Genomic DNA, 24,803 nt, shown 5'->3' with positions numbered 1-24,803 from the left:
CGCGTTCACGCAACCGGCAGATCGATCTCGAAGCGCGTGCCGCGCTCGGAGTCAACCAGCCTGATCGTGCCATCATGCGCTTTCAGGAGGGCCAGCACGATGCCGAGCCCCATGCCGGTGCCGCCGGACTCGCGCCGCGTGGTGAAGAACGGCTCGAAGATCCTGGCGCGGTTGGCGGCCGAGATGCCGTCACCGTCGTCGCCGACCTGAACCGACGCGCGCTCGCCATCGGCCGAGGCGTGGATCGCCACCTGCCGGGCGCCGTGCCTCGCCGAATTATCGATGAGGTTGGCAAGCACGATGCCGAGATTCTCGGCCGAGATGCCGAGCCTGATATCGCCGCCGCCTTCAAGCCGCGCTTCCAGCCTTGTGTCGATCGGCAAGGATGCCAATGCCGCGTGAAGCGTCGTGCTTTCGCCGCTCGGTTCCAGATTTTCCGCGCGCGCCAGGTCGAGCAGCCGTCGCACCAGGAGATTGAGCCGTCCCGCATCGGTGACGATGTTGTTGGAGAAACGCTTGCGCTCGGCCTCGTCCATCGCGCCGCCGGAATCCCGCAGCAGCTCGGCCGCGCCCTGGATTGCGGTGAGCGGCGATTTCAGCTCATGCGAGACATGGGTGGCGAAGGTCTGGATGCTGTCGGAGCGCGCCTGCAGTTTTTGCGCCATGTCGAGGAAAGCCGTCGACAGCGCCGCCATCTCGCGCGTGCCGTGATGGGCGAGCGGCCTGATCGCGTCGCGATCGCCGGCGGCGATCCGCTTCGTCCGCTCGATCAGCGCATAGATCGGCCGGCTGACGGTGCGGATGAACACCAGCGCGATCAAGAGCGTGCCGCCGACGATCGTGATCGCCGCCAACGTCACCTTGCCCCGTTCGCCATAGAGGTGCTTGACGATGTTGTTCGGCGTCCGCGACAGATAGACGACGCCCGCGACCCGGCCGTCGAGCTCGACCGGCATGGCGACGAAGACGCGCACCCTGGTGCCGCGGCTGACCGAATAGAGCGGCGGCGCCGGCTGGTCGGGGATCCTCAGGCGGAGTTCACTGGCATAGAGGCCTGAAAGCGCGGTCCGCACCTCCTCGACATTGCCGAGCGACCGGCCGATCTCGTCGCCGCCGGCAATCACCACGCCGTGTGGGTCGAGCAGGCGGAAGCCGGCAAGCGTCGTTTTCTGCGTTTCGTCGAGAATGCCGTCGAGCCGGGCGCCGATAGCCGCGAAGGCGGGGGCGGGGGTGGCGGGAAGCGCCGCAGGGCGCATCGGCATGACATCGTCGGAGGCAAGGTCGAGCCTGGGCTCGATCGGATCATAGGGATAGTTGTTGTCCCTCGCCGGATCGGCCGAGATCGGCGAGCCCAGCCTTTCCTGGGGAATGCCTGCGGCGCGCACCTCCTGGGCGTAGATGGCCGCGACGACCGCCCCTTGAGCGATGAGCTCGCCCTCCGTCTGGCGGATCAGCTGGTTCTCATAGAGCCGGAAGAAGAACAGCCCGACCAGCGGCAGCGCCATCACCATAACCAGGATGACGATGACGACGGTGGCGAGTCGCGGCCGCCATCTTTCCTTGCTCAACCACCGCATCGGCCGAGCCGGAAGCCGACGCCATGCACCGTCGCGATCGCATCGATACAGCCGACCGCCGCCAGCTTGGCCCGCACGTTGCGGATATGGCTGTCGACCGTGCGTTCCGAGACATGGATGTTCGAGGCATAGGCATTGGCCATCACCGCGTCGCGGCCAAGCACATGCTGCGGGCGGGAGAGGAAGCCTTTCAGGATGGCGAATTCGATCGCCGTCAAGGTGAGCGGCTTGCCGTCGAAGCTCGCTTCATGGCTTGCCGGGACGAGCATGAGCTTGCCATGCGCGAATTGACGGTCGTCGGCTTCTTCTTCGACCGGCGCTGGCCGCGCGCGCCGCAGGATGACGTTGACGCGGGCGACCAGCTCGCGCGGGCTGAACGGCTTGGTCACATAATCGTCGCCGCCCATCTCCAGCCCGAGCACGCGGTCGATCTCCTCGTCGCGCGCGGACAAAAACAGCACCGGCACGTCGGATTTTTGCCTGAGCCTGCGGCAGACCTCCAGCCCGTCCATCTCCGGCATGCCGATGTCGAGCACGATGAGATCGGGCGCGCGGCGCTCGACCGCCTGGAGCGCGGCGGCGCCGTTGGCGACGGCGGCCGTCTTCATGCCGGCCTTTTCCAGCGCGAAACAGATGATCTCGCGGATATGCGGGTCGTCGTCGGCGACGAGTATGTTGTGCGGCATCGATCAATAGCCCGGCGGGTAAGCTTGGGTGACGGCAGGATTAGAGCAATTCCAAGGAAAAGTGCGAAATTGTTTTTCGACCGCGAGCTGTGTGGGGAAAGGCCGTGAAACCGCAAGGCGCTCGGGCATTTGCGGATGCTTGCGCGGAACCCATGGCAGGGTTGGCAAAGAGCGTCATCGCCGGACCCTCCTCGGCGTGTCCGCTCGCACCGTGTGGGGCGACCTCGGGGCGAAAAGCAGGATACCCGCCTCATGGCATGGCCTTTGCGGCTCGACGAGCCACCAGCCTTCGGCGCGGAGCCGGCGCGGCAGGGACCAGCGGGATATGTGAGGTGTTCGCATGGCGGCCTTCTCGCCGGTCAGCGGGGTAAAGGCGCGACGGAATCCCGGAGCTTTTCAGCAAGGGTTTGCAGTTTTCGTGCACGCCAGCACCCTTCTCCCCGTTCACGGGGAGAAGGTCCCGGCAGGGGGATGAGGGGCGGCGCCAACCTCTGCGGTGACGACTCGCCTTGCCTCATCCGCCATCACCCGGCATAGATCGGCCATGGCTCAAGAACCCTACAGCCCGCGCCGCTCGGTGCTCTACATTCCCGCCTCGAACGACAAGGCGCTCGCCAAGATCGGCTCGCTGGACTGCGACGCCGTGATCATCGATCTCGAGGACGCCGTCTTGCCCGCCGACAAAGAAGCGGCGCGCGACAAGATCGCCGGCATCCTGGCTGCGCGCCCCGAACGGCGCTGCGAGATGGTGGTGCGCATCAATCCTTTGGGCAGCGAGTGGGGCACCGACGACCTGTTGGCGGTGGCCAAGGCCGAGCCCGACGGCATTCTCCTGCCCAAGATCGGCACGCCGCGCGATATCCTCGAAGTCGGCGATTTGCTCGACGACAATTTCGCGCCGGACAGCGTGAAACTATGGGCGATGGTCGAGACGCCCAGGGCGCTAATCAATATCGGCGCCATCGCCGAGCTCGGCCGCGATCCGGCTTCCAGACTGGCTTGTTTCGTGGCCGGAACGAACGACCTGGTGAAGGCGACCGGCATCCTGGCGACGCCCGACCGGCGCTATCTGACGCCTTGGCTGATGCAGCTGGTGCTCGCGGCGCGGGCCGGCGGCCTCGACGTCATCGACGGCGTCGCCAATGATTTCCGCGACCTCGACGGCTTTGCCCGTGAATGCGCCGAGGCTGCGGCCATGGGTTTCAACGGCAAGTCGCTGATCCATCCGGCCCAGATCGAGCCGGCGAACCGCGCCTTTTCGCCGTCGGCGGAGTTACTGGCCAGGGCCCGCGCGATCCGGGATGCGTTCGCGCGGCCCGAAAATGCCGGCAAGGGCGTGATTGCGCTGGACGGCCGCATGGTCGAGCGGCTGCATCTGGCGGAAGCCGAGAAACTTCTGGCGAAGGCCGCGATCATCGGCGCATGATGCCGGGCGAGATTTTTCAGACCCGGCTTTTCGCGCAATCAAGACAGATCAGGCACGGCAGATAGGCACGACAGGACAAATCCATGAAACTCTACCGCTTCCTCACCGGCCCGGACGACGCCACCTTCTGCCACAAGGTGACGGCGGCGCTGAACAAGGGCTGGCACCTGTTCGGCTCGCCGACCTACGCCTATGACAAGACAACCAAGTCGATGCGCTGCGGCCAGGCTGTGGTGAAGGATGTCGAAGGCCAGGACTACACGCCGGACACCAAGCTGAGCGACTGGTAAGGCGACGCCCCCTCGCCCAGAGGAGGCGGTCGGCGCCGCGCCCAATCTCTTCTCCCCGCGGGGAGAAGGTGGCCGCGAAGCGGCCGGATGAGAGGCGTCCACAAAACGGCGTAACACTCAGCCTGGCGCCACCTGCTCGGCCGCCTCCTCGATCCGCTCCATATCGTCGTCCGACAGGCCGAAATGGTGGCCGATCTCATGGATCAGCACATGGGTGACGATGTCGCCCAGCGTCTCTTCGTTCTCGGCCCAGTAGTCGAGGATGGCGCGGCGGTAGAGCGTGACGCGGTTCGGGCCCTCGCCGGTCTGCGGGTTCCAGCGCTCGGCGATGCCGCGTCCCTCGAACAGGCCGAGCAGGTCGAAGGGGGTCTCCAGCGACAGGTCATCCATGATCTCGTCGGTCGGGAAATCGGCGATCTGAATGACGATCTCGCCGGTGAGCTTGCGGAACTCTTCCGGGAGATGGGCGTAGGTTTCCAGCGCCAGAAGCTCCATCTCGTCCATCGACGGCGAGAGCTGATCGTGCCAGGTGCGTGTCTTATAGATGCGGGCCATGAGCTTTCCTTTGATCCCGGCATATAGGCTTTCGCGCCGATAGAGGCAAATGAGCCGGCTGGCGGCCCGCTTTCAGGGTAAAAGACGAAGGAATAAATTCCTTGCGAGTCTGCTTGACTCTTCCGGACGCCTCTGGAATCTATAAGAACATAACAGGAACAATTGCTGCCGGAAGTGAACGTCATGGCGATGAGCGCCGTGGCGCGGGACACTATTTTTGCCCTGCGCCGCCAGATCGCGAAGATCGAAGGAACGCTGCCCGAGCGCCTGCAGGCGCCGGCGCCCGGCGCGCCTGGAGCAATTCCAGGAAAAGTGCGAAGCGGTTTTTCGTCCGGAATTGCGGAAAATCAAATATCCAACAATGCCGGCGGATCGGACATGACACTTGTCCGGCGCGGCCTTGCCGTGGCTTCGGCGGACGCCTTCCTGCACACCGGCATCGAACGCCTCGACACCGCCCTCGGCGGCGGCCTGCCCAAGGCGGCGCTCAGCGAGATCCATGGCCTGGAGACCCGCGATGCCGGTGCCGTCGCCGGCTTCGCGCTCTCGCTCGTAAGCCTGATCCTCAAGGAGAAGCAGGGCCTGCCTATCCTGTGGGTCGGCACGGCGGAAATTTTCCACGAGGCCGGTCTTCCCTATGCCAAGGGCCTGCACGCCTTGTTCGGCATCGAGCCGGAGCAATTGCTGTTTTCCGAGGCGCCGAAGCTGCTGGACGCGCTGTGGATCGCCGAGGAGGCTGCCCGCATGACGGCCTTCGCCGCCGTCATCCTCGAGCTCCGCGGCAGCCCGCGGCTTCTCGACCTCACCGCCACGCGCCGCCTGCATGCCCGCGCCCGGAACGCCGGCCGGCCGCTGCTGTTGCTGCGCCAGGCCGGCGCGGCCGAACCCACCGCAGCCCCGGTGCGCCTCATCGTCTCGGCAGCACCTTCGGCAAGCCGCGAGACCGTCGCCGGGCCGCTCGCCGGCTCGATCGGCCGCCCCGCCTTCACCATCGATATCGGCAAGAGCCGCACGGCCCTGCCCGGACAATTCACACTGGAGTGGAACCCCGATGAGCACGCTTTTGCAGAAAGAACAGAGAATTCTGTCGCTGTGGTTCCCACATCTCAGCGCGGAGCGGATCCTGCGCCAGCGTCTGGGGCGGTCCTGGCGTTCCCGGCCGTCGCATCATCTGCCTCTGGTGATCAGCCATCGCGACAACAACACCCAGCGCATCGCAGCCCTCGACGAGCGGGCTGAGGCGCTGAAGCTGAAGCGCGGCATGGGCATTGCCGATGCCCGCGCCATGCATCCTTCGATCGACGTGGTGGAGGCGGACGCGGAAGCCGACCGCCGCCTGCTCGAAGGCCTTGCCGACTGGTGCGACCGCTACACGCCCCTGGTGGCGATCGACGGCGAGGACGGGCTGTTCCTCGACGTCACCGGCTGCACGCATCTCTTCGGCGGCGAGCGCGCCATGCAGGGCGAGATCCTCACCCGCTTCTTCCAGCAGGGTTTCGATGTCCGCGCCGGCCTCGCCTCCACGCCGGGCGCCGCCTGGGCGGCGGCGCGCTTCCATGGCGACCGCATCGTGGCCGGGGGCGAGGAGGAGGCGCTGCTTTCGCCCCTGCCGCTTTCGGCGCTGCGCATCGCGCCGGAGACCCGTACCGGCCTGGAAAGTGTGGGCCTGCGCACTGCCGGCGCGGTGATGGCAGCACCCCGCGCGCCGCTCGCCCGCCGCTTCGGCGCCACCTTGCTTCTGCGTCTCGACCAGGCGCTCGGCCACCTCGACGAGGCCGTGTCGCCGCGCCTTCCCGTCGCGCCGCTCTCGGTCGAGCGCCACCTTGCCGAGCCGGTCGTGCTCACCGACGACATCGAGCGGCTGGTGAGCCGGCTGGCGATCGCCTTGAAGACCGATCTCGAACGCCGCGGCGAAGGCGCGCGGACGCTGGCGCTGCTTCTCTTCCGTGTCGACGGCGCCGTCAGCCGCATCGCCGTCGGCACCTCGCGCCCGATGCGCGAGCCGCGGCTGATCCAAAGATTGTTCCATGAACGGCTGACCGCATTGGAGCAGACCATCGATGCCGGCTTCGGCTTCGACCTCGTGCGGCTGTCCGTGCTGTCGGTCGCCGCCTTCGACTTGGCTCAGGGCGACCTGACTGGCGAGGTGGCCGACGATGATGCCGACATCGCGCTCTTCGCCGACCGCGTCCGCGCCCGCCTCGGCGAGGCCGCCGTTCTGAAGCCGTTGATTGTCGAGAGCCATCTGCCGGAACGCGCCGTTAAAACCGTGCCTTTCGCCGAAGCGCCGCAAAGGCGCGCGCCGGCAGCTGGCCGGGCGGTGGCGCCCCGAACGGCGCCGCCGATGACGGTCTATCCGCCGGAGCGGCCGGTGCGCCTGTTTCGCTCGCCCGAGCCGATCGAGGTGCCGGCGACCGAGATCCCGGAGGGACCGCCGATGAATTTCCGCTGGCGGCGCGCGCTCTACCGCGTCGCCCGCGCCGAGGGGCCGGAGCGTATCGCCGCCGAATGGTGGCGGCAGCTGCCCGGCGAGGAAGAGGCGCCGACCCGCGACTATTACCGTATCGAGGACAGCGAGGGACGCCGCTACTGGCTCTACCGCCAGGGTCTCTACGGCAGCGCGTCGCGGGCTGCGCCGCCGCGCTGGTTCATGCATGGGGTGTTCGCATGAACGCGCTGACGGTCATCCCCTATGCCGAGTTCGGCATCCAGTCGAACTTCTCCTTCCTTCGCGGCGCCTCCAAGCCGGAGGAGCTGGTGGTCACGGCGAAATTCTACGGCTTTGCCTCGATCGGCCTTGCCGACAGGAACACCGTCGCCGGTGTCGTGCGCGCCTGGCAGCAGGCCAAGGTGGAGAAGATGGCCTATCATCCCGGCTGCCGGCTGGTGTTTAGCGACGGCACGCCGGACATCCTCGCCTATCCCCGCGACCGCCAGGGCTGGGGGCATCTCTGCCGCATGCTGACCCAGGCCAATCTGCGCGACGAGACCGAGAAGGGCGCGACGCTGCTCGAATTGAGCGATTTTCTCGAATGGGGCGATCGGATGTCGCTGGCGATCTTGCCCAATCTGTCAGCCCGCGCGGAGGACAATCTGAAGGTCATTAGCCGGCTTAAGGATCGCTTTGGCGCGGCGCTCCGGCTGGCCGTGGCGCCGGATTATGGCGGCAAGGACCGCTTCCGCATCGAGCAGGCGGCGGCGATGGCCCAGCATGCGCGCCTCCCGCTGATGGCGACCAACGACGTGCTCTACCACGCCGCCGATCGCCGTCCCCTGCAAGATGTGCTGACCGCGATCCGCCTCAACACGCCGGTCTCCGAGGTCGGGTTGGAACTGACCGCCAATGCCGAGCGCCATCTGAAGCCGCCGCTGGAGATGGCGCGCCTGTTTCGCCGCCACCCGCAAGCGCTGGCCGAGACGCTGCGTTTCGCCGACGAATTGACCTTTTCGCTCAGCGATCTCGAATACAATTATCCGGACGAGCCGACCGAATCCGGCCTCGAGCCGCAGGCCGAGCTCGAGCGCCTGGCGCGCGAAGGCGCGGCCGTGCGCTATCCGGCCGGTGTTCCCGCCCATGTCTTGCAACGCATCGAAGAGGAGCTCGCGCTGATCGAGCGCCTGAATTATGCGCGCTATTTCCTGACCGTCCACGACATCGTGAAATTCGCCCGCAGCAAGGACATCCTTTGCCAGGGGCGCGGCTCCGCCGCCAATTCGGTCATCTGCTTCTGCATCGGCATCACCGAAGTCGGCCCCGACCGGATCGATGCGCTGTTCGAGCGCTTCATCTCCGAGGAGCGCAACGAGCCGCCCGATATCGACGTCGATTTCGAGCATGAAAGGCGCGACGAGGTCATTGCCTATATCTACGAGAAATACAGCGCCAAGCGCACCGCCTTGGCCGCCGCCGTCATCAGCTATCGCGGCCGCTCGGCCCTGCGCGAAGTGGCCAAGGCCATGGGCCTGTCGGAGGATGTCAGGAGCGCGCTGTCGAGCACCATCTGGGGCTGGTCGACCTCCGAGCTCGGCGAAAGGGAAGCCGATGCCGGCGGCCTCGACCGTACCGACCCGCTGTCGCGTCAGGTGCTGGAGCGCGCCAATGAGATCATGGGCTTTCCCCGCCATCTTTCCCAGCATGTCGGCGGCTTCGTCATCACCCGCGACCGGCTCGACGAGGTCGTGCCCATCGTCAAGACGGCGATGGAGGAGCGCAAGATGGTCGAGTGGGACAAGGACGACCTCGACGCGGTGAAGATCCTCAAGGTGGACGTGCTGGCGCTCGGCATGCTGACCTGCCTGAAGCGCGCCCTGACCCTGCTCACCGATCATTATCCGGAAGCGCGGGATCGGTTTGGACGACCCTACGTGCTCGCCACCCTCCCGGAAGAGGACAGGCGCGTCTACGCCATGATCCAGCGAGCCGACACGCTTGGCGTCTTCCAGATCGAGTCGCGCGCTCAGATGTCTATGCTGCCGCGCCTGAAGCCAGAGAAATTCTACGATCTTGTCATCGAGGTGGCGATCGTGCGTCCCGGGCCGATCCAGGGCGACATGGTGCATCCCTATCTGCGCCGCCGACAGGGCAAGGAGAAGGCCGAATACCCCAAGCCTGAGTTGGAAGAAATCCTTGGCAAAACGCTCGGCGTGCCGCTGTTCCAGGAACAGGCGATGAAGATCGCCATCGTCGCCGGCGGCTTCCGGCCGGGCGAAGCCGACGAGTTGCGCCGCGCCATGGCGACCTTCAAGCGCACCGGCACGATCGGCAATTACCGCCAGCGCATGATCGACGGCATGGTCGGCAGGGGCTACGAAAAAGAGTTCGCCGAGCGCTGCTTCAAGCAGATCGAAGGCTTTGGCGAATATGGCTTTCCCGAAAGCCATGCCGCGTCCTTCGCGCTCTTGGTCTATGCCTCCTGCTGGTTCAAGACCTTCTTTCCCGATGTCTTCTGCGCCGCGATCCTGAATTCGCAGCCAATGGGTTTCTACCAGCCGGCCCAGCTGGTGCGCGACGCGCGCGACCATGGCGTCGAGATACGCGAGGTCGACATCAACCATTCCCTCTGGGACTGCACGCTGGAGCAATCCGCCTTCGATCCCTCACGCATCCTCGAGCGCCACGCCTCGATGCGCGGCGTCATCGAAACGGCGCATGCGGTGCGGCTCGGCTTCCGCCAGATCAAGGGCCTGTCCAAAGAACGCATGGAATCCGTCGTCGCTCAACGCGGCGACGGCTATCGATCGGTCAGGGATGTCTGGCTGCGTTCGGGCCTCGATGTCGGCGAGATCGAAAGATTGGCTGAGGCCGACGCGTTCCGCTCGATCGGTCTCGACCGTCGTGCCGCGCTCTGGGAGGTGCGGGCGCTAGACGGCAAGAGCGCCGCCGAGAAACTGCCGCTATTCGATCAGCCTTCGCTCAGCCTGCGCGAGCTGGAGCCGGAAACCAAGCTGCCGAAAATGCCGCTCGGCGAGCATGTCGTGCACGACTACCGTTCGCTCGGCCTGTCGCTGAAGGAGCATCCCGTCGCCTTCCTGCGCGAAAAGCTCACCCGTGCCGGTATCACACCCAATGCCAGCCTGCCGTCGGTGCGCGACGGCCGCCGCGTCTCCGTCGCCGGCCTCGTGCTGGTGCGCCAGCGTCCCGGCAAGGGCAATGCCATCTTCCTCACGCTGGAGGATGAGAAATCGATCGCCAACGTCATCGTCTGGCCGCGCGTCTTCGACCGCTTCCGCTCGGTGGTGATGGGCGCGCGCTTCATCCGCGTCACCGGCAAGCTGCAGCACGAATCGGACGTCATCCACATCGTCGCCGACCGGATCGAGGATTTGACTCCATGGCTGAGCGTGCTGCTGGAGTCCGCCAGTCGCCCGGTCATCGAGCATAACCCCGCCGAACGGCCGGTTGGATCCGCCGCAAGCCGTGGCCTGCCGTTCCATCAGGACGTCGCGACGCTGTCGAGCACCGCACAACAGGTCATGCCGAAGGGGCGGAATTTTCAGTAGGCACAGAGACCTTCTGCCCTTAATCGGAGCGAAGACGCCAGGATGAGAGAAAGATATTGTGAAAGCCGCGTTCCTTCACACCCCCTCTGTCCCGCCAGCGTCTCCGACCAGTGCGCTGCAGCGCTTCCTATCTCGAAGGCTTGCAGGGTCCCGTCACGAAGGCCCGCCGAGCCGCGGCGGCGGTGGCGTCAGCATGTCCTCGGCCGAGATCGTGCGCGCCTCCGAGGGCAGCATGATCGGGATGCCGTCGCGCACCGGATAGGCGAGCTTAGCCACGCGCGAGACCAGCTCGTTGCGCTCCGGGTCCCAGGTCAGCGGCCCCTTGGTCAACGGGCAGGCGAGCAATTCCAGAAGCTTCGGATCGACCGTGGCTTTTCGTCCGTCCCGTCCGTCCGCCATGAGCTCACCCCAAACTATTGCAGGCTCGACCCAAACTCGTCGTCCTCGCGCGCCAGCGTCATCTCGGTGATGGCGATCAGCGTCTCGGCGCGCGTCTTGAGGTCCGGCGCTTCCAGCAGCGCCTGCTTCTCGGCCGGTCCATAGGGCGCCATCATCGACAGCGCGTTGACCAGCATGCCGTTTTCGGCGCGGCTGACGCTCTCCCAATCGGCCTCGAGGTCGTTGGCCTGCAGATAGGCGCGAAATGCCTTGAGCAGCGCCGGCCGGTCGACCTCGGCGCCGGCCGGGTCCTCATCGAGGTCGGCGAGAAACGGTGTGATCTTGCACTGCCGGAACGGCGCCTTTGCCGTGAGCTCCTGCACGATGCGGAACCGGCACACGCCCTGCAGCGAGATCAGGTAGCGGCCGTCGCCCGTTTCGGCTAGCGAGATGATGCGCCCGGCGCAACCGACGCTGCACAGCTCCGGCTCGCCGTCGTCGCGCACTGCGCCGTCGAGGCTCGGCTGGACCATGCCGATCAGCCGCGAGCCGGCCATCGCCTGGTCTATCATCTGCAGGTAGCGCGGCTCGAAGATGTTGAGCGGCATGCGGCCGCCGGGCAGAAGCAGCGCTCCGGCGAGCGGAAACACTGGGACTGCCGTCGGCAGATCCCTGGCAAGCCGGTAGAGTGCGTTACCGACGCGCACCGCAACCCTCCCAAAGCAACGCCGGCAAACGCTTCACCCTGCAATCTCCTCTCGCACCGGCAAACCCGCCTTCGATCGGCGGCGAACCGCCGACCTGCCCTTATCTGGCGCTGGTGCTCCGCCGCTCAAGCCTGCCGGCCGCGACAGTCGGCAAAAAACTTTGACGACAATTCCAGGAACCAGCGGTTTCCGCCCGGAATTGCGCAAAACCAAGCCTAAAGCATGTCTCCCGAAAGTGGTAACCGGTTTCGGGATAAAGACATGCGTAAATCAAGAATCTAAAGCGCATGGAGCGAATCTGAAAGATCGCGACGCGCTTTAGAGCAATTCCAGGAAAAGTGTGAAACGGTTTTCCTGGAATTGCTCTACGAGAACAGCAGCGACGAGAGCTTGCGGCGTGCCGCGAGCGTCGCCTCGTCGGTCATTCCCCAAGCCTCGAAGAACTTCAACAGCTGCGCCCTGGCCCCGTCGTCGTTCCAGGTCCGGTCGGCCTTGACGATCGCCAGCAGATTGTCGGCGGCCGCATTCCGCTCGCCGCGCGCGTTCTGGACCATCGCCAGGTCGAAACGCGCCTGATGGTCGGCCGGGTTGGCGGCGAGCCGGCGCTCGAACTCGGCCGGATTGCCGAGCGCCGCCGCTTCCGCCGCCAGCGTCATCTTGGCGCGCAGCGCCGCCAGCGCCGGCGCGTCCTTCTTGTCCTCGGGCGCCCGGGCGAGCACGGCCTCGGCGCCTTGCGCGTCGCCGGCATCGAACAGGATCTCGCCCAGCCCGGCGATCGCCTCGAGCGTCTCGGGCGCCTGCTCGAGGATCGCGTCATAGATGTCGGCCGCGGTCTGCGCGTCGCCGGCCGTGCGCGCCTCCGCCGCCGCGGCAAGCGCGTCCGCGATCTGCGGCGCGCCGCCGCCCTTGCCGCCGATCTTCTGGATGAACTGGTTGATCTGGCTTTCGGGAATGGCGCCCATGAAGCCGTCGACCGGCTGGCCGTCCTTGAAGGCGATGACCGCGGGGATCGACTGGATGCCGAGCTGGCCGGCGATCGACGGATGGTCGTCGATGTTCATCTTGACCAGCTTGACCTTGCCGCCGGCGGCCTGCACCGCCTTCTCGAGCTGCGGCGTCAGCTGCTTGCAGGGCCCGCACCATGGCGCCCAGAAATCGACCAGCACCGGCTGGCGGCGCGATTCCTGGATGACGTCGGCGGCGAAGGTCGCGGTCGTGGTATCCTTGATCAGGTCGGCCGCCGCCGGCGCGTCGCCCAGCGAAACCTTGGGGCGGTCGCCGCCGCCATACTGCACCGTCTGGGCGTATTGGCCGCCATTGCCGCCGAACGCGCCGCTATACGGATTGTTGTCGCTCATCGTGTCGCCCTTTCGGTCGCGCGTCAGGCGTCGGCGCCCGGCGCGTCATTTTTCGGATTTTGGAACCGCCTTCCATGTGGCGATCAAGCCCTGACTTTCAAGATTATGAGACTTTCAAGATAACAGGATCGTGGCCAGTTGCCTTGACGAATCTGATCAGGTCGGCGGCGGTGATCGAGGTCGTCGCCTCATTGGTCAGCGGGTGGCCGTTGATGATGTCATGGCTCATCAATGCTTCGTCGAGAACAACCTTCACGCGTCCTTCCGTGTCATTGATCAGGCCGAAGACGGTGACCGCGCCGGGGATGACGCCGAGCAGCTCCATCAGCATCTCCGGCTTGCCGAACGACACCCGGCTGGCGGCGCCGATGAGGTGATGGATCTGCTTCAGATCGACCGCGGCGTCCTCGCCGACGGTGACGAGGAAATAATTGTCCTTCTTGTCCTTGAGGAACAGGTTCTTGGTGTGGCCGCCGGGAATCTCGCCGCGCAGGCTTTGCGAATCGGCGACCGTGAACAGCGGCGGGTGCCTGACGGTCGAGACGGAAATGCCGAGATCGGCAAGAAATTCGTTGAGCTCGGCTTCGGTCTTCGGCATCGGTCCTCGCGCGGTCAAAAGAGCGGTCATGCCGTTTAGGGCCAACGGTGCCATCGGGGCAAGGCCGCCGCCGGCCTTTCCGGGAAAGGAGCAATTCCCGGAAAGGCCGGCGGCGGCTTTGCCTGCTGATTTGCGATCGCCCCGGTTCCGCCGCTTCGATGCTTTTCGAGCGAACGTCGCCGCGGAAAGAATTAGCCCCAAAAAGACCGTCATTTCCCTGTTGCAATCGCCGCGCTCTTCGGCCATATAGGCGCGGCTTGCGGCCCAAGGCCGCGCGAGCGGGTGTAGCTCAGGGGTAGAGCACAACCTTGCCAAGGTTGGGGTCGGGCGTTCGAATCGCCTCACCCGCTCCAGTTTCCTCACCGAGGATCAAGCAAACGAAAAGCCGCGGTTCGCCGCGGCTTTTTCGCGTTTAGGCCTGCGGGCAGCCCTCGCCGGACGGAACGACCGGCGAGGGCCGGCGGCGCCATGCGCCAATGCCGGTATCGGGGGCTGGCGGGCGATTCGCGAGTCCCGTTCGCATGAGGACGCGGATTGCGGCGCCGCGATTCAACCGCAGATCACATCGGATAACGTTTGCGTGCCACTCCATTCCGATGTTGCGCCGGCTTCTACATTTCCTCCCTGGGCCGAGAACCGCCGGCGGTGAATGGCCTGCACCGCGACACGACGCGACCGGACGGCCCGTTCGGAAAAGCGGTTTGACCGCTTCAGAGGAGATGTCATCATGCGTTCTTTTATCCCAAAAATCATCGCGGCCGCCTCGATCTTCGCGGCCATACCGCTTTCGAGCGCCTATGCCGTGCATCGCCACCATCGGGCACAGGTCGACACCATGACCACGGCATCGGTGCCGAAGGATCCAGAAGCGAGAGCGGCGACGGAGCAGCTGCTTGGCGTGAAACAGGGTATCCGTGAGGCCAGGGAGGTCGGCAAGATCTCTGAGGACCAGGCCCGCGACCTGATGCGGCAGGCGGATGCAATCCGGCCGACCGGAGGACGTTCGGTGATGGGCCAGATCAATGATCTGGATCAGCGGCTTCAGAATGCCACCGGCCAAGGCACCTATATGGGCGGCGGCGCCGACGGCGGCTATTATCCGAACGGCTGACGATATTCGCCCGTCCAATGCTGCCGCCGGTGTGATCAGACCTACCTGAAGCGCGTCGCGATCAGATTCGCTCCCCGCGCTTTAGGCTTTTGATTTTGCGCATGTCTTTGCCCCGAAACCGGTTCCCACTTTCGGGAGACATGCTTTAGGCCTTCACCGGCGGCCGTTTTTCCTGTTCGAAAGCCTTCTTGGCGGTAAACGTCTTCCCGCATTGCCGTCCGGGTTGAAAGTGGACCCGCAACTACGCCAGCCTTGCCCTCGTCGTCCGCGGCGTCGCCAGCAAGAGGCTCGTTTCGCTGCCCGTTATGCCGGGGATCAGCCGGATGCGGCGCAGCACCGCGTCGAAATCCGTCAGCGTGGCGGTGCCGAGTTCCACCACCAGGTCCCAGCGCCCATTGGTGGTATGGATGGTCGAGACCTCGGCGAGGCCGCCCAGCGCCTTCACGACGCGATCGGCGGCGTGGCCCTCGATCTCGATCATCATCACGCCGCGTATCTTCTGATCGACCGCGTCGGCGCGCAGCACCACCGTGTAGCCGATGATCTCGCCGGATCTCTCCAGCCGCTCCATGCGCGCCCGGACCGTAGCGCGCGAGACGCCGAGATCGACCGCAAGGTCGGAGACGCTGCGCCGCGCATCGTGCCTCAGAAGCGTGACCAGCCTTTCGTCGAGCGCGTCCATGATTGCCCAGTTCGATCAAGGTGTTTGCCCAGAATGATAAATCATTCTTCTCGAAATGCCAATTTCGCCTGTTCAAACCGCCAGCGGTCGGTGATCCAATCGAGCCGATCAATCGCGAGGATGAGACAATCATGCGCTGCAGGATCGTCGGTGCGCCGGTGCAGGACGGCGCGGGCAGGATGGGATGCGAAATGGGGCCGAGCGCGCTGCGCACGGCGGGACTGGTCTCGGTGCTGGCCGAGCTCGGCCACGAGGTCGAGGACTGGGGCGCGGTCGAGAAGGCCGCGGCGCGCCCGGTGGTGCACGGCAATCTCGCGCTGAAGGCGCTGCCGGAAATCTCCGCCTGGACGGCGGCGATCGCCGAGACCGCCTACGCCGCTTCGAAGGACGCCATGCCGATCTTCCTCGGCGGCGACCATTCGATCTCCGCCGGCACGGTGTCGGGCGTGGCGCGCCGCGCCGCCGAGCGCGGCCGGCCGCTCTTCGTGCTGTGGCTCGACGCGCATCCCGATTTCCACACGCTCGACACTACCACCAGCGGCAATCTGCACGGTGTGCCGCTCGCCTATGCGAGCGGACAAGCCGGCTTCAAGGGCTATTTCCCGGATCTGCCGCAGGCGGTCGACCCGGCCCGTATCTGCGCCATCGGCCTGCGCAGCGTCGATCCGGCCGAGCGCCGCGCGCTGACTGAAGCCGGCGTCACCGTGCATGACATGCGCGCCATCGACGAGCACGGCATCGCGCCCTTGCTGCGCGCCTTCCTCGCCCGTGTCGAGAAGGAGAACGGGCTCCTGCATGTCAGCCTCGACGTCGATTTCCTCGACCCGTCCATCGCGCCGGCCGTCGGCACCACCGTGCCCGGCGGCGCCACGTTCCGCGAGGCGCATCTGGTGATGGAGATGCTGTCCGACTCAGGCCTGGTCTCCAGCCTCGACCTTGTCGAATTGAACCCGTTCCTCGACGAGCGCGGCCGCACCGCCATCCTGATGGTCGACCTCACCGCCAGCCTGATGGGCCGCCGCATCATGGACCGCCCGACCCGCAGCCATTCCGGAAGCCTCTGACCATGACCCAGCCTTCGCGCCTCGCCATCGTTCCCTTCGTCAGCGTCGACCGCATGATGAAGCTCGTGCTCGCCATCGGCGTCGAGCGTTTCCTCACCGAGCTCGCCGCCTATATCGAGGAGGATTTCCGCCGCTGGGAGCTGTTCGACAAGACGCCGCGCGTCGCCTCGCACAGCCATGACGGCGTCATAGAGCTGATGCCGACCAGCGACGGCAAGATGTACGGCTTCAAATATGTCAACGGCCATCCGAAGAACATGCGCGAGGGGCGCCAGACCGTCACCGCCTTCGGCGTGCTCGCCGATGTCGGCTCCGGCTATCCGATGCTGCTCACCGAAATGACCATCCTGACGGCGCTGCGCACCGCGGCAACCTCGGCGGTAGCGGCAAAATACCTGGCGCCCAAGGGCTCGCGCGCCATGGCCATCATCGGCAACGGCGCCCAATCCGAGTTCCAGGCCATCGCCTTCAAGGCGCTGCTCGGCATCGACAAGCTGCGGCTCTACGACATCGACCGCACCGCTTCCGAAAAATGCGCCCGCAACCTCGCCGGCAAAGGCTTCGACATCACCATCTGCGCGACCGGGCAGGACGCGGTGGAAGGCGTCGACATCATCACCACGGTGACGGCCGACAAGCAGTACGCCACGATCCTCACCGACAACATGGTCGGCTCCGGCGTCCACATCAACGCGGTCGGCGGCGACTGCCCGGGCAAGACGGAGCTGCACCGCGACATCCTGTTGCGCTCCGAGATCTTTGTCGAGTTCCCGCCGCAGACGCGCGTGGAGGGCGAGATCCAGCAGCTCGACGCCGACCATCCGGTGACCGAGCTGTGGCAGGTGCTGACCGGCCAGGCGCCCGGCCGCAAGGCGCCGGAACAGATCACGCTGTTCGATTCCGTCGGCTTCGCCACCGAGGATTTTTCCGCGCTGCGCTACGTCCGCGACCAGCTCCAGGCCACCGGCCTCTATGAAGAGCTCGACCTGCTTGCCGACCCCGACGAGCCGCGCGACCTGTTCGGCATGCTTGAGAGGGCGGCCATGCAGCCGGCGGCGTAAGCCTTTCCCTTCTCCCCGTTTCACGGGGAGAAGGTGCCCGAACGGCGGATGAGGGGCGGCGCCTGCGTTGATGATGCTGGCGCCTACTAGCGCCGCGCCGCGCAGCTTTCCCGTTCAACCAGCACCGGCGCCAGCACCTCGCGCCTTGACGGTGCCGCCGGTTCGCCCAGCCTCTCGAGCAGCAGGCTCACGGCCCGCGTGCCGATCTTTTCCACCGGCTGCGCGATCGTCGTCAGCGGCGGCCAGGTGGTGACGGCATAGGGGATGTCGTCGAAGCCGACCATCGAGATGTCGTCGGGAACCCGCAACCCGCGCGAGCGCAGCGCGGTGACGGCGCCCATCGCCATCAGGTCGTTGCAGGCGAATACCGCCGTGGTTTCAGGCGCCTGCGCAATCAGCTGCTCCATCGCCAGGCGGCCGCCGGCGAAATGATAGTCGGAATCGACGATCGACGAGGACGGCAGCTCAAGGCCTGCCTCTTTGAGCGCGCGCGCGAAGCCGCGCAGGCGGGCGGGACTGGAGCTCGAATCGCGCGGACCGCCGATGACGCCGATCTTCTCGTGGCCGAGACCGGCCAGGTATTTGCCGGCGAGATAGCCGCCATGCTCGTGGTCGACCAGCACCGAATCGACGTTGACCGACTGGATCTCGCGGTCGAGCAGCACCGCGGGCACGCTGGGCAGGAGGCGGGCGAACACGCGCGCATGGTCGGACGAGCCGGCGAAGATCAGCCCGTCGATCTGTTTGGCCATCAGCACCGAGAGATAGCGCTCCTCCTTCTCGGCATTGCCGTCGGAGTTGCACAGGATCACCGTATAGCCGGAAACGAAGCCGGCATCCTCGATCTGCCGCGCGACGCTGGCGAAGAAAGGATTGGAATTGTCAGGCAGAAGCAGGCCGATGGTCTTGGTCTCGCCGCGCCTCAGGCTTCGCGCCACCGAGTTCGGGCTGTAGCGCAGCGCAGCGATTGCGGCGCGCACGCGCTCGGCGGTTTCCGGCTCGACATGGCGCGTGCGGTTCATAACATGCGAGACGGTGGCGACGGACACCCCCGCTTGGCGCGCGACATCGGCAATGGTCGTCATGGCCTTGGTTCCCCGAGGTCTCCTACCGAATCTTCCGCAGCAGCCTCTCCCGATACGCGTCTAGGATGACCGCGAGCACGATGACAAGGCCGATCACGATGGGTTTGAAATTGTCGCCGACGCCGAGCAGCTGCAATCCGGTGCTCAAGACCTGCAGGATGCAGGCGCCGACCAGCGTACCGATGATCGAGCCCTTGCCACCGCTGAGGCTGGTGCCGCCGATGATGACGGCGGCGATCGCATTGAGCTCGTAGCCGACGCCGGCGATCGGGCTGCCGATGTTGAGGCGCAGAAGATAGACCATGGCCGCGATGCCGGCGGTGAGCCCGCTGATGGTGAAGGCGGCGACCTTGTAGAAATCCGGATTGTGGCCCGACAGCCGCACCGCCTCGTCATTGGTGCCGACGGCGAAGATCATGCGGCCGAAGACTGTGAAGCGCAGCACGAACCAGCCGGCCGCGATCACCAGCACGGCGATCAGGAAGATCGACGGCAGGAAGCCGCCGATGATGAGATTGCCGAAATCGACGAAACTCTGCGGCAGGCCCGTGATGGTCGAATTGTCGCTGACGACGCGGGCCGCGCCCGCCGCCATGTTGAGCATGCCGAGCGTGACGATGAAGGACGGGATCTTCCAGCGCGTTGAGATCCAGCCGTTCAGGAAGCCGCACACCGCGCCCGTTGCCATGCAGGCGAGCAGCGCCAGCGTGATCGCGACCGCCGGCGACAGGCTCTCGCTTATCATCACGGTGGCGCCGACCACGGTGCAAAGCGCCAGCACCGAGCCGACCGAAAGATCGATGCCGCCGGTCAGGATGACGAAGGTCATGCCGGCCGCCAGCACGGTGTTGATGGCGATCTGCACGAAGATCTTCAGCGCGTTTCCGGACGTGGCGAAATAGGGAGCGGTGGCCGAGAAGAACAAGGTGATCAGCACCAGCGCCAAGAGCACGCCGGCATCGCGCACCAGGAAGCGCAGGAATTTTGCCCTTCCGGGTGAAACAGGCGCGGAAGCGGTCGTCTCGCTCATGGTCGCACATACTCCTGATAGGCGAGCGACAGGATGCGCTCCTGGTCGAATTCGGATCGCGGCACCTCGCCGACGATCCGGTTCTTGGAAAAGACGATGATGCGGTGGCACATGCCCATCAATTCAGGTAGGTCGGACGACACCATGATGATGCCCTTTTGCTGCGCCGCCAGCATCCACAGAAGCTGATAGATCTCGCGCCGCGCGCCGATATCGACGCCGCGCGTCGGCTCGTCGAGGATCAGCGTCGAGGTGCCGCGGAACAGCCATTTCGCTAGCACCACCTTCTGCTGATTGCCGCCGGAAAGGTTGCGCACCGCCTGCTCGATCGAGCTTGCCTTGACGCGTAGCTGGCCGACGAGGTCGTTGGCCGCGGCTGCCTCCGCACGGCGGTTGAGCAGTCCGTTGCGCGAGACTTTGCCGAGATCGGTGATGGTGATGTTCCTGTCGACGGCCATGTCGAGCAGCAGGCCCTGGCCCTTGCGGTCCTCGGTGAGCAGGCTCAAGCCATGCCGCACCGCATCCTTGGGCGCGGCGATCGCCACCGGCTTGCCGCCGATCTCGACGACGCCGTCGAGTTTCGGATCGGCGCCGAACAGCGCCCGCATGGCTTCGGTGCGGCCGCTGCCGACCAGCCCGGCGACGCCGAGGATCTCGCCACGGCGCACCGCGAAGGAAATCTCCGGAGTGGAAGCGTCGCGCTTCAGATTGGCGACGCGGAGCGCGACCTTGCCGGGCACGACCCTGGCGTCGAAACCATATTCGTCGGCAATGTCGCGGCCGATCATCATGCGCACCAGATCGGGCACGCCGAGGCCTTCGAGATCGCGCGTCGCGACCAGTCTGCCGTTGCGCAGCACCGTCACCCGGTTGCCGATCTCGAACACCTCATGCAGCCGGTGCGAGATATAGATGATGGTGACACCCCGGGCCTTCAGCCGCTTGATGATGGAAAACAACCGCTCGATCTCGGGCGGCGTCAGCGTCGCCGTCGGCTCGTCCAGCACCAAGAGCTTCGAATCGTAGCTCAGCGCCTTGGCGATCTCGACCAGTTGCATCTGCGCGACGCCGAGCGCCTCGACGCGCGTGCGCGGATCGATGTCGAGACCGACTTCCTCGAGCAGGGCCACGGCGCGGCTGTTGAGCGCCTTGCGGTCGACGATGCCGAAGGCGCGGCGCGGCAGGCTTTCCAGCATCAGATTCTCGGCGATGCTGAGATAGGGCAGAAGGTTCAGTTCCTGGTGCACGATGCGAATGCCGCTCTGCTGCGCGTCATGCGGCGTCTTCGGCTGGTAGGGCTGGCCGCTGAAGGCGATCGTGCCCGAGTCTGGCTGGTAGATGCCGGCCAGAAGCTTGATCAGCGTCGACTTGCCGGCGCCGTTCTCGCCCAGGATGATGTGGGTCTCGCCGCGCGCGATTCCCAGCGACACGTCGCTCAGGGCGACGGCGCCGGGAAAGATCTTTCCGACCCCTTCAAGGGAGAGAATCGCATCCATGGGCAGGCAGCACCCTAAATCGCTCATGTCCGCGGCGATAGCGGCGCTCCGTCACCGCCGCCGGACCTACCGGCGGCGGTGATGAGACAAGCGCAACGCCGGAGGGAGTGCCGGCGGCTCGCTCGCCTCATGCGGTGATCAGCTTGATGTCGGTCTTGACCCAGCCGGAGAACTTCTCGCCGGCAAGCTCGCGCAGGCCGTAGTCGATGCCCATGGCCGCCATCTGCGCGCCATATTGCTCGACGGTGGCAAGCATCTTGCCGCTCTTCAGGAGCGGGCCCACGGCCGGGATGTTGTCGAAGCCGACGACCTTGATCTGGCCGGACTTGCCAGCCGCGTCGATCGCCTTGACGACGCCGAGCGCCATCGAGTCGTTCGCCGCCATCACGCCCTGGATATCGGGATGCTGGGTGAGGAAGTTGGTCATCAGCGTGTTGGCTTCCTCGGTCTCCCAATGCGCGGTCTTGGAATCGAGCAGGTCGAGGCCGTACTCCTTTACCGAATCATCGAAGCCGAGCTTGCGCTGCTTGGCGTTGTCGGCTTCCGGATTGCCTTCGAGGATGACGACCTTGCCGCCCTTGCCCAGCGCCTTGCCCAGCGCATCGCCGGCGAGCTTGGCGCCCGCGCGGTTGTCGGGACCGAAGAAGGCGAGGTCGATGCCGGCCTTTTTCTTGGCGTCCTCGTCGAGCGCCACGTCGATGTTGATGACCTTGATGCCGGCCTTCAGCGCCTTGGCGATCGGCGTGACCATCGCCTTCGAATCGGCCGGCGCCACGACGATGATATTGTAGTTCTGGGTGATGAAGTTCTCGATGGCGTCGACCTGCGCGGCGAAGTCGCGCTCGTCCTTCATGCCGACGGCGGCGAAATCGAACTTGTCCTTGTTCTTGGCCGCATACTCCTCCGCGCCGGCCTGCATCTGCTTGAAGAACTCGTTGGCCAGCGACTTCATCACCAGGCCGACCTTCGGCTTGTCGGCGGCAAAAGCCGGTCCAAGCGGCAGCGCCAGCGCGCCGGCGGCCAGCGCGCTGGTCTTCAGAAACTGACGGCGCGAGAACGGGCCAAGCCAGTGCGTGTTCGGAACCTTGCTCATTAGTCTCCTCCACTTGATTGAGCCGTAATCGGTTACGTAACCGATTACGCTGGAGAGTAGAGCGCGGATTTGAAGAGTGTCAATATCAGGACGCAAGCTGCCGAGGGCGCCATTTGAAGTTGCGGCCTACACGTTTGCCTGAGAAGCTGGCGCTGCCCCTCATTGCCCTGCCGGGCATTTCTCCCCGTATTGTGACGGGGAGAAAGACGCCGTCGCCGTCGATTTCGCCATTCGCCGAGGTGCAAAGAGAAGTGTCGGCGTTGCGACTAGCCCCTTCTCCCCGTTCAACGGGGAGAAGATGCCGGCAGGCAGATGAGGGGCAGCGCCAGCGTCGGCAATTGACGCTCCGAGCCCATGGACCGTGTGATGTCAGGCGATTGCCCTATGGGCGGATTTATCGCCGAAACCGCCAATCACCGCCAGCCCAACGCCGGCGCGACATGCTTCAGGATCGACTCGATGACATGGGCGTTGTAGTCGACGCCGAGCTGATTGGGCACGGTGAGCAGCAGCGTGTCGGCCTCGGCGATCGCCTCGTCCTCCCTCAGCTGCTCGACCAGCTTGTCCGGCTCGGCGGCATAGGTGCGGCCGAACACGGCGCGCTTCTCCGGCTCGATATAGCCAAAGTGGTCCTCGCCCTCGCTGCCGCCGAAATAGGCGCGGTCCATGTCGTTGACGAGGGCAAAGATGCTGCGGCTGACCGAGACGCGCGGCTCCCTTGTGTGGCCGGCTTCCTTCCAGGCGGCGCGATAGGCTCGTATCTGTTTGGCTTGCTGGACATGCAGCGGCTCGCCGCTCTCGTCGAATTTCAGCGTCGAGCTCTGCAGATTCATGCCGAGCTTGGCCGCCCAGACCGCTGTGGCATCGGTGGCCGCGCCCCACCAGATGCGTTCGCGCAGGCCCGCCGAGAAGGGTTCCAGCCTGAGCAGGCCGGGCGGATTGGGGAACATCGGCCGCGGATTGGGCTGGGCAAAGCCTTCGCCGCGCAGCAGGTCGAGGAAGATCTCCGAGTGCCGGCGCGCCATGTCGGCGTCGGTCTTGCCCTCTTCCGGCACATAGCCGAAATAGCGCCAGCCATCGATCACCTGCTCGGGCGAGCCGCGGCTGATCCCGAGCTGCAGACGCCCGCCGGCGATCAGGTCGGCAGCACCGGCGTCCTCGGCCATGTAAAGCGGGTTCTCGTAGCGCATGTCGATGACGGCGGTGCCGAGTTCGATACGTTTGGTCTTGGCGCCCGCCGCGGCAAGCAGCGGGAAGGGCGAGGCGAGCTGCCGGGCAAAATGATGGACGCGGTAATAGGCTCCGTCGGCGCCGAGCTCCTCGGCGGCGACCGCGAGGTCGATCGACTGCAACAGCGCGTCGGCGCCCGAGCGCGTGCCCGATTGCGGCGAGGGCGACCAATGCCCGAACGACAGAAATCCGATCTTCTTCATGGCTCCATTCCTGCTGCAGCGGCCCACTGACCGCTCGAACTCCTTGTTGCTCCAGCAGATAGCCAGGGCAGCGCCGCGATACAACGGACACCGAACGGATACAGACCGTCAATCGCCACGGGCCTAGGCATCCTGGCGCTGTCACACGGATGTGCTGTCACACGGGTGTAATGAACATTTCGGAATGTCGGCGCCGTAGCGATCGCTACGAACCTTCCCGACGAATGGCCGGCCACCATGACATCCGAAAATCCCGCCGACCGGCAAAGCGCCTTCGACGACCGCGTCGAGGCGGCGCTGGAAGCCCTGCCGCCGGCCGAACAGCGCATGGCGCGCTTCTTCGTCAGCCAGAAGCAGGCGGTGCTGCTTGGATCGGCGGCCGAAATCGCCGCCCTTGCCGGCGCCAGCGACGCGACCGTGGTGCGCACCGCGCGCTCCCTCGGCTTCGACAGCCTGTCGGCGCTGCGCCAGGTGCTGCTCGCGGACCTGACCGGAACGGCCTCGCCCGGCAAGCGGCTGGCCCGCACCTTGCAGGAGACGGGCGGTGACAGCGCCTCGGCGCTGCGCCATGTCGTCGGCCTCCATGAAAGTGCGCTCGAGGCGCTGAAGCAGCCCGACATGGAAGCGGCCTTCGCCCACGCCGTCGACCTCCTGGCCGCCGCCCCCCGCCGGCACATCTTCGGCATCGGCCCGTCGGGCGCCATGGCTGAATACGCGGCCCTGCAATTCAACAGGATCGGTCTGCCGAGCAGCGCGCTGTCGGTTTCCGGCGTCGCGCTCGCCGACCGTCTGCTGTGGCTGCAAAGCGGTGACGCCGTGCTGATGATGGCCTACGCGCCGCTTTACCGCGAGGTCGAGATCGTCCTCGACCAGGCCGGCCTGCATGAAGTGCCGGTGGTGCTGATCAGCGACAATCTCGGACCGCTCGTCTCCGACAGGATCGCGGCCACGCTGCCGGTTCCGCGCGGCAAGGCCGACCACCTCGCGACCCATGGCGGCACCATGGTGCTCATCGAGGCAATGATCATCGCGCTCGCGGCAAAGGCCGGCGAGACCGCGTTCGACAGCCTGGACCGGCTGAGCAGCCTGCGGGGCGCGATCGACAAGGCATGGATAAAACGCGGGACGCGTAAGAAGTAATCGCCGCTGACATAAAAATGTCGGCCAAAGGCT

Annotated in this window: 22 protein-coding genes and 1 tRNA gene; 10 read left to right on the top strand and 13 right to left on the bottom strand. The window is 65.7% G+C overall.

Features of this window, described 5'->3' with window-relative positions:
* Nucleotides 1-5: 5 nt before the first annotated feature.
* Nucleotides 6-1,505, bottom strand: coding sequence for a HAMP domain-containing sensor histidine kinase (locus tag P9273_RS16360; protein WP_442920232.1), 1,500 nt, complete (start codon nucleotides 1,503-1,505; stop codon nucleotides 6-8).
* A gap of 59 nt (nucleotides 1,506-1,564) precedes the next feature.
* Complete coding sequence (locus P9273_RS16355) at nucleotides 1,565-2,263, bottom strand: response regulator transcription factor (protein WP_278049848.1); 699 nt, start codon at nucleotides 2,261-2,263, stop codon at nucleotides 1,565-1,567.
* Nucleotides 2,264-2,807: 544 nt separating this feature from the next.
* Here P9273_RS16355 and P9273_RS16350 point away from each other — a divergent pair.
* Both P9273_RS16350 and P9273_RS16345 read left to right on the top strand, forming a co-directional pair.
* Entirely contained in the window at nucleotides 2,808-3,689 is an 882-nt protein-coding gene (locus tag P9273_RS16350; RefSeq protein WP_278049847.1) for an HpcH/HpaI aldolase/citrate lyase family protein, read from the top strand.
* Between the two features lie 83 nt (nucleotides 3,690-3,772).
* The gene (locus P9273_RS16345; RefSeq protein ID WP_041000493.1) at nucleotides 3,773-3,979 is read left to right on the top strand and encodes a DUF1737 domain-containing protein; all 207 of its coding nucleotides are present in this window, start codon (nucleotides 3,773-3,775) and stop codon (nucleotides 3,977-3,979) included.
* A 117-nt stretch (nucleotides 3,980-4,096) separates the two neighbouring features.
* On the opposite strand, the gene P9273_RS16340 is transcribed toward P9273_RS16345, so the two are convergent.
* Nucleotides 4,097-4,534, bottom strand: a complete 438-nt coding sequence (locus P9273_RS16340; RefSeq protein ID WP_041000495.1) for a metallopeptidase family protein — start codon at nucleotides 4,532-4,534, stop codon at nucleotides 4,097-4,099.
* Nucleotides 4,535-4,717: 183 nt separating this feature from the next.
* Here P9273_RS16340 and P9273_RS16335 point away from each other — a divergent pair, with 183 nt between their 5' ends.
* The 3 genes from P9273_RS16335 to P9273_RS16325 are packed head-to-tail and all read left to right on the top strand — an operon-like array spanning nucleotide 4,718 to nucleotide 10,534.
* A complete protein-coding gene (locus tag P9273_RS16335) occupies nucleotides 4,718-5,773 on the top strand; it encodes an ImuA family protein (RefSeq protein ID WP_278049846.1) in 1,056 nt (351 codons plus the stop codon).
* Entirely contained in the window at nucleotides 5,715-7,205 is a 1,491-nt protein-coding gene (locus P9273_RS16330; RefSeq protein ID WP_278049845.1) for a DUF6504 family protein, read from the top strand. Before P9273_RS16335 ends, P9273_RS16330 begins: the two co-directional genes overlap by 59 nt.
* A complete protein-coding gene (locus P9273_RS16325; protein WP_278049844.1) occupies nucleotides 7,202-10,534 on the top strand; it encodes an error-prone DNA polymerase in 3,333 nt (1,110 codons plus the stop codon). The genes P9273_RS16330 and P9273_RS16325 overlap by 4 nt, the downstream gene beginning before the upstream one ends.
* A gap of 153 nt (nucleotides 10,535-10,687) precedes the next feature.
* Here P9273_RS16325 and P9273_RS16320 read toward each other — a convergent pair whose 3' ends face one another.
* The 4 genes from P9273_RS16320 to P9273_RS16305 form a co-directional block, all read right to left on the bottom strand.
* Nucleotides 10,688-10,933 (bottom strand): Trm112 family protein, encoded by a 246-nt coding sequence (locus tag P9273_RS16320; protein WP_041000500.1) that lies wholly within the window; start codon nucleotides 10,931-10,933, stop codon nucleotides 10,688-10,690.
* A gap of 14 nt (nucleotides 10,934-10,947) precedes the next feature.
* Complete coding sequence (locus tag P9273_RS16315; RefSeq protein WP_041000501.1) at nucleotides 10,948-11,619, bottom strand: LON peptidase substrate-binding domain-containing protein; 672 nt, start codon at nucleotides 11,617-11,619, stop codon at nucleotides 10,948-10,950.
* Nucleotides 11,620-11,984: 365 nt separating this feature from the next.
* Complete coding sequence (gene trxA, locus P9273_RS16310) at nucleotides 11,985-12,977, bottom strand: thioredoxin (RefSeq protein ID WP_041000503.1); 993 nt, start codon at nucleotides 12,975-12,977, stop codon at nucleotides 11,985-11,987.
* A 103-nt stretch (nucleotides 12,978-13,080) separates the two neighbouring features.
* A complete protein-coding gene (locus tag P9273_RS16305) occupies nucleotides 13,081-13,575 on the bottom strand; it encodes a prolyl-tRNA synthetase associated domain-containing protein (RefSeq protein WP_278049842.1) in 495 nt (164 codons plus the stop codon).
* Nucleotides 13,576-13,853: 278 nt separating this feature from the next.
* On the opposite strand from P9273_RS16305, the gene P9273_RS16300 reads away from it, so the two are divergent.
* Both P9273_RS16300 and P9273_RS16295 read left to right on the top strand, forming a co-directional pair.
* A tRNA-Gly gene (locus P9273_RS16300) sits at nucleotides 13,854-13,928 on the top strand.
* Nucleotides 13,929-14,302: 374 nt separating this feature from the next.
* The gene (locus P9273_RS16295) at nucleotides 14,303-14,686 is read left to right on the top strand and encodes a hypothetical protein (protein WP_278049841.1); all 384 of its coding nucleotides are present in this window, start codon (nucleotides 14,303-14,305) and stop codon (nucleotides 14,684-14,686) included.
* Nucleotides 14,687-14,927: 241 nt separating this feature from the next.
* On the opposite strand, the gene P9273_RS16290 is transcribed toward P9273_RS16295, so the two are convergent.
* Nucleotides 14,928-15,368: an Lrp/AsnC family transcriptional regulator gene (locus P9273_RS16290; RefSeq protein ID WP_278049840.1), complete on the bottom strand. Its 441-nt coding sequence runs from the start codon at nucleotides 15,366-15,368 to the stop codon at nucleotides 14,928-14,930.
* 131 nt (nucleotides 15,369-15,499) lie between these two features.
* Here P9273_RS16290 and rocF point away from each other — a divergent pair, with 131 nt between their 5' ends.
* Together rocF and P9273_RS16280 are read left to right on the top strand one after the other, a co-directional pair.
* Nucleotides 15,500-16,432, top strand: coding sequence for an arginase (gene rocF, locus P9273_RS16285; protein WP_278049839.1), 933 nt, complete (start codon nucleotides 15,500-15,502; stop codon nucleotides 16,430-16,432).
* A 2-nt stretch (nucleotides 16,433-16,434) separates the two neighbouring features.
* Nucleotides 16,435-17,493 (top strand): ornithine cyclodeaminase, encoded by a 1,059-nt coding sequence (locus P9273_RS16280; RefSeq protein WP_278049838.1) that lies wholly within the window; start codon nucleotides 16,435-16,437, stop codon nucleotides 17,491-17,493.
* An 86-nt stretch (nucleotides 17,494-17,579) separates the two neighbouring features.
* Here P9273_RS16280 and P9273_RS16275 read toward each other — a convergent pair whose 3' ends face one another.
* The 5 genes from P9273_RS16275 to P9273_RS16255 form a co-directional block, all read right to left on the bottom strand.
* The gene (locus P9273_RS16275) at nucleotides 17,580-18,578 is read right to left on the bottom strand and encodes a LacI family DNA-binding transcriptional regulator (RefSeq protein ID WP_278049837.1); all 999 of its coding nucleotides are present in this window, start codon (nucleotides 18,576-18,578) and stop codon (nucleotides 17,580-17,582) included.
* A gap of 22 nt (nucleotides 18,579-18,600) precedes the next feature.
* Nucleotides 18,601-19,608, bottom strand: coding sequence for an ABC transporter permease (locus tag P9273_RS16270; protein WP_278049836.1), 1,008 nt, complete (start codon nucleotides 19,606-19,608; stop codon nucleotides 18,601-18,603).
* Nucleotides 19,605-21,104 carry a sugar ABC transporter ATP-binding protein gene (locus P9273_RS16265; protein WP_278049835.1) on the bottom strand — a complete coding sequence of 500 codons (1,500 nt, stop codon included), beginning with the start codon at nucleotides 21,102-21,104 and terminating at the stop codon, nucleotides 19,605-19,607. The genes P9273_RS16270 and P9273_RS16265 overlap by 4 nt, the downstream gene beginning before the upstream one ends.
* Nucleotides 21,105-21,231: 127 nt before the next feature.
* Nucleotides 21,232-22,197 carry a sugar ABC transporter substrate-binding protein gene (locus tag P9273_RS16260; protein WP_278049834.1) on the bottom strand — a complete coding sequence of 322 codons (966 nt, stop codon included), beginning with the start codon at nucleotides 22,195-22,197 and terminating at the stop codon, nucleotides 21,232-21,234.
* 413 nt (nucleotides 22,198-22,610) lie between these two features.
* Nucleotides 22,611-23,630, bottom strand: coding sequence for an LLM class flavin-dependent oxidoreductase (locus P9273_RS16255; RefSeq protein ID WP_278049833.1), 1,020 nt, complete (start codon nucleotides 23,628-23,630; stop codon nucleotides 22,611-22,613).
* A gap of 237 nt (nucleotides 23,631-23,867) precedes the next feature.
* On the opposite strand from P9273_RS16255, the gene P9273_RS16250 reads away from it, so the two are divergent.
* The gene (locus P9273_RS16250) at nucleotides 23,868-24,770 is read left to right on the top strand and encodes a MurR/RpiR family transcriptional regulator (RefSeq protein WP_278049832.1); all 903 of its coding nucleotides are present in this window, start codon (nucleotides 23,868-23,870) and stop codon (nucleotides 24,768-24,770) included.
* Nucleotides 24,771-24,803 lie beyond the last annotated feature (33 nt).

The sequence above is a fragment of the Mesorhizobium sp. WSM4935 genome (assembly GCF_029625735.1).
Taxonomy (GTDB): domain Bacteria; phylum Pseudomonadota; class Alphaproteobacteria; order Rhizobiales; family Rhizobiaceae; genus Mesorhizobium.
The sequence above is the reverse complement of the archived record's forward strand: the minus strand, read 5'-3'. Positions and strand labels throughout refer to the sequence as shown.

What these genes read in the sequence shown, in the direction of transcription:
- P9273_RS16360 (WP_442920232.1), bottom strand. Translation starts at nt 1,505, where the DNA reads ATGGCGCTGCCGCTGGTCGGGCTGTTCTTCTTCCGGCTCTATGAGAAC.
- P9273_RS16290 (WP_278049840.1), bottom strand. Translation starts at nt 15,368, where the DNA reads ATGGACGCGCTCGACGAAAGGCTGGTCACGCTTCTGAGGCACGATGCG.
- P9273_RS16295 (WP_278049841.1), top strand. Translation starts at nt 14,303, where the DNA reads ATGCGTTCTTTTATCCCAAAAATCATCGCGGCCGCCTCGATCTTCGCG.
- P9273_RS16250 (WP_278049832.1), top strand. Translation starts at nt 23,868, where the DNA reads ATGACATCCGAAAATCCCGCCGACCGGCAAAGCGCCTTCGACGACCGC.
- P9273_RS16305 (WP_278049842.1), bottom strand. Translation starts at nt 13,575, where the DNA reads ATGCCGAAGACCGAAGCCGAGCTCAACGAATTTCTTGCCGATCTCGGC.
- P9273_RS16260 (WP_278049834.1), bottom strand. Translation starts at nt 22,197, where the DNA reads ATGAGCAAGGTTCCGAACACGCACTGGCTTGGCCCGTTCTCGCGCCGT.
- P9273_RS16355 (WP_278049848.1), bottom strand. Translation starts at nt 2,263, where the DNA reads ATGCCGCACAACATACTCGTCGCCGACGACGACCCGCATATCCGCGAG.
- P9273_RS16280 (WP_278049838.1), top strand. Translation starts at nt 16,435, where the DNA reads ATGACCCAGCCTTCGCGCCTCGCCATCGTTCCCTTCGTCAGCGTCGAC.
- P9273_RS16325 (WP_278049844.1), top strand. Translation starts at nt 7,202, where the DNA reads ATGAACGCGCTGACGGTCATCCCCTATGCCGAGTTCGGCATCCAGTCG.
- P9273_RS16275 (WP_278049837.1), bottom strand. Translation starts at nt 18,578, where the DNA reads ATGACGACCATTGCCGATGTCGCGCGCCAAGCGGGGGTGTCCGTCGCC.
- P9273_RS16270 (WP_278049836.1), bottom strand. Translation starts at nt 19,608, where the DNA reads ATGAGCGAGACGACCGCTTCCGCGCCTGTTTCACCCGGAAGGGCAAAA.
- P9273_RS16345 (WP_041000493.1), top strand. Translation starts at nt 3,773, where the DNA reads ATGAAACTCTACCGCTTCCTCACCGGCCCGGACGACGCCACCTTCTGC.
- P9273_RS16265 (WP_278049835.1), bottom strand. Translation starts at nt 21,104, where the DNA reads ATGGATGCGATTCTCTCCCTTGAAGGGGTCGGAAAGATCTTTCCCGGC.
- P9273_RS16335 (WP_278049846.1), top strand. Translation starts at nt 4,718, where the DNA reads ATGGCGATGAGCGCCGTGGCGCGGGACACTATTTTTGCCCTGCGCCGC.
- P9273_RS16340 (WP_041000495.1), bottom strand. Translation starts at nt 4,534, where the DNA reads ATGGCCCGCATCTATAAGACACGCACCTGGCACGATCAGCTCTCGCCG.
- trxA (WP_041000503.1), bottom strand. Translation starts at nt 12,977, where the DNA reads ATGAGCGACAACAATCCGTATAGCGGCGCGTTCGGCGGCAATGGCGGC.
- P9273_RS16350 (WP_278049847.1), top strand. Translation starts at nt 2,808, where the DNA reads ATGGCTCAAGAACCCTACAGCCCGCGCCGCTCGGTGCTCTACATTCCC.
- P9273_RS16320 (WP_041000500.1), bottom strand. Translation starts at nt 10,933, where the DNA reads ATGGCGGACGGACGGGACGGACGAAAAGCCACGGTCGATCCGAAGCTT.
- P9273_RS16255 (WP_278049833.1), bottom strand. Translation starts at nt 23,630, where the DNA reads ATGAAGAAGATCGGATTTCTGTCGTTCGGGCATTGGTCGCCCTCGCCG.
- rocF (WP_278049839.1), top strand. Translation starts at nt 15,500, where the DNA reads ATGCGCTGCAGGATCGTCGGTGCGCCGGTGCAGGACGGCGCGGGCAGG.